Source organism: Massilia sp. LXY-6, from assembly GCF_051233485.1.
In the GTDB taxonomy this organism is placed as follows: Bacteria; Pseudomonadota; Gammaproteobacteria; order Burkholderiales; family Burkholderiaceae_D; genus Telluria.
The window spans coordinates 1-3,339 of the sequence record NZ_JBKFGF010000071.1 but is presented as its reverse complement, the minus strand read 5'-3'; the positions used below and the strand labels follow the sequence as shown (position 1 = coordinate 3,339).

Annotated in this window: 2 protein-coding genes; one reads left to right on the top strand and one right to left on the bottom strand. The window is 62.4% G+C overall.

Features of this window, described 5'->3' with window-relative positions; genetic code table 11:
- Positions 1-438 precede the first annotated feature (438 nt).
- Positions 439-1,518: a porin gene (locus ACI48D_RS24320; RefSeq protein WP_435573818.1), complete on the top strand. Its 1,080-nt coding sequence runs from the start codon at positions 439-441 to the stop codon at positions 1,516-1,518.
- A 78-nt stretch (positions 1,519-1,596) separates the two neighbouring features.
- Here ACI48D_RS24320 and ACI48D_RS24315 read toward each other — a convergent pair whose 3' ends face one another.
- Complete coding sequence (locus ACI48D_RS24315; protein ID WP_435573817.1) at positions 1,597-3,264, bottom strand: long-chain fatty acid--CoA ligase; 1,668 nt, start codon at positions 3,262-3,264, stop codon at positions 1,597-1,599.
- Between the last annotated feature and the right edge of the window lie 75 nt (positions 3,265-3,339).

The following is a 3,339-nucleotide window of genomic DNA, read 5'->3' as shown; positions in this document are numbered from 1 at the left end:
GTTCGGGATCATCCGCCACATGGTGAATCTCGAGGTGGTGAATACCTACGAAGGCACGCACGACATCCACGCCCTGATCCTGGGCCGCGCGCAGACCGGCATCGCGGCGTTCTGACCTCCCGGCCCGCTCCACAAAAAACCCGCCTAGTGCGGGTTTTTTTACGTCTTCCATATTCTGCACAGCGGAACTCCAGCAGCTTGCACACACAAGGATCGCTGGGCTTTTACCGTCGCGCTGTCGTTTTTCCGTCCTACGTTTTCAACATTGCTTGCCAGGTTGCGTACTCAAGTAATTCTTGTTGACAGTATTGATATAAAAAAATACAGTTTCATTATAGATATGTGAGTTTCGCACTGCAAAACCTCATTCTATTCAGGCCGACGCGATCCGGTCGAGGCGGCACTGAGGACCTCAAAACAAGAAACAGGAGACTATTCATGAAGAAGACCCTCATTGGGTTGGCCGTGCTGGGCACATGCATGACGAATGCTTACGCTCAGTCGAGCGTTACCATCTACGGCATCATTGATGCCGGCGTTACTCACGTTACCAACGACAATGCCAGCCGTACCACCCTGGAGGCGGGCCAGATGCAGGTCTCGCGATGGGGATTTCGGGGCCAGGAAGAGCTTGGCGGCAACCTCAAGGCCATTTTCGATCTCGAAGGCACGCTGTTGAACGACACCGGCACCGCAGGCGTGGGGACCGGTACGCCATCGACCACCAGCCTGTTCGACCGCGAGGCTTCAGTCGGCCTGACGGGCGACTTCGGCACCCTGACCTTCGGACGCCAGAATATCCTCGGCGTCGGTTCGGTCGGTCTGGCGGACCCGATGAACCTGGCCTTTGCAGCGACCAGTCCGAACGTGTTGTTCGCGGCGATGAACCACTCCGGCGTCTATGGCCCCTTCGGCGCCAACAATGGCGGCACGGCGCTGCGCCAGAATAATTCGGTCAAGTACATCTCGCCCTACTTCCATCATGTCGGTTTCGCCCTGATGCGCGCCTTTGGCGAACAGCCGGGTTCGACCGATAAAAGCAAGTACGAGGGCGCTTCGGCCTTCTACCACACCGGTCCGTTCGGCGCGTCCGCCGCCTATGCGCGCATGACCGACATCACCGGTAACGCGATGCTCAAGTCATATGCGCTTGGCTTGCGTTACACCGGCGAGAAGTTTGCGATCAGGTCGACCTATTCGTCCAACGAACTCAACACGACGCAGCGCAGGATCAGCGTATTCGGCATCGGCGTCGACCTGCCCGTGGCCCCTGCCCTGACCCTCACGGGCGCTGTCTACGATACCCGCCACACCGGTGATGCCCACGACAACTCGCAACAGTACATCGCGATCGCCAAATACGCCTTCAGCAAGCGCAGCACAGGCTACGTCTCGATCGGCCGCGCGGTGACCGACACGGTCGTGAGCGCCACGCAGATCAACCTGGCGCAGGGCTTCGTGTCCGTCGGCAGCGATTCGGCGAACCGCTTCACCATGGGCATCATGCACTACTTCTGACCGCATCCTGATGCCGGGGTCGAGCAGCCGTACGCGCCCCCGGCCAGGATGGCGCCCCGCTCCATGAGGCGGGGCGTGCTATTGCCCGTTCTTCTGCCTTTCCTGCAGCGTCCGCCATTGCACCTTGCCGGTGGCGGACTTCGGCAGCGACTCGACGAACTCGACGATGCGCGGGCTCTTGTAGGCCGCCATATTCTGGTGCGCCCAATCGACGATGTCCTGTTCGCGCACGCTGCCGCCAAACCCGTCCTTCAGGGCGACAACCGCCTTGACCGTCTCGCCGCGGCGCTCGTCGCAGCAGCCGACCACGCATACCTCCCGGATCGCCGGATGCCGGTACATCAATGTTTCCACCTCGGCCGGCCAGACCTTGTAGCCGGAGGCGTTGATCATGCGCTTGAGGCGGTCGACCATGAAGAAATAGCCGTCCTCGTCGAGCCGTGCCAGGTCGCCGGTGCGCAGGAAACGCTTGCCGTCGATCTCGACGAAGCTCTCCGCACTAGCCTGCGGATTGTTCCAGTAGCCCTGCATCACCTGGGCTCCATGGACGACGATCTCGCCGACCTCGCCGGGGCCCAGTTCGCGCCGGCTGTCGGGATCGACCAAGCGCGCGTCGACACCGAAGATCGGGATGCCCAGGCATTGCTTCTTCGGGTTTTCGGCCGGGTTGATATGGGTCGGCGCCATCGTCTCCGACATGCCGTAGCCCTCGATATAGGGGATACCGAGCAGGTCCTGCAATTTCTGCGCAATCGCATCGGGCATGGCGGCGCCGCCGCCGCTCATCCGCCTGATGCTCGACAGGTCGTACTCGCCTATGCGCGGGCTCGACAGCAGATCGACGACCATCGTCGAGATCAGCTGCACCGCGCTGACACGATAGCGGCGAATGCACTCGGCGGCCGTGTCGCGGTCCCAGCGTGCCATCAGCACGATGGTGCCACCGACGAACAAGGGGCCGTTCATGCTTCCCTGCATGCCGGTCACGTGGAAAAACGGCAGCACCGACAAAGCCACCGAATCCTGCTGCGAGCCGAACCACTGCATGCCGGCCACGGCGTTGTACATCACGCTGGCGTGGGTGTGCATGCAGCCTTTCGGGTTGCCGGTGGTGCCGGAGGTGTACGGCATCACGCACAGGTCCTCGGGCGCGTTGGCGAGCGGCCCCGGCCTGCAGCCCAGCGCCAGTGCGGCCTGCCAGGCAACCACCCCGGCGGCGCTGCCGCCAAGTCCATGCCGTGGCGCGGCCACGAAGGCCGGCACCGCCAGGTCGGTCGGCCGCCTCAGGTAGTCCGAGTAGGTCGCCACCACCACATGGCGCAGGGCGGTGTCGAGCAGCGGCTCGACCTGGGACAGCAGATCCTGGCTAGCGAAGATGGTGGTCGCACCGGTATCCTCGACGTAGTGGCGCAGCTCGGTGGCGAGATTCATCGGATTGACCGGCACCACGACCGCACCGGCACGCAGGATCGCATAATATGCCAGGATGAACTGCGGACTGTTCTGCATGTACAGTAGCACCCGGTCGCCGTGCCCGACGCCGCAATGCTGCTGGAGATAGCCGGCCATGCGCTCGGCCTCGTCCCGGCACTCGGCGTAGCTGATCGGGGTATCGTAGAAGATCACGGCCGGCTTGTCCGGATAACGGGTGGCCGAGACCTCGAGGTTGTAGAACAAATTCGTCTGCGGCACGCTCAGGTGCCGGGGCAGACCGGTGGGCCAGAAAGCGAAATGGCGTTCCGACATGAACTGTCTCCTGTTGTGATGGTTGGGTGCGCGAATCAGCGCACCTGGTAGCGGGCCAGCTCCAGCTTTGCGATG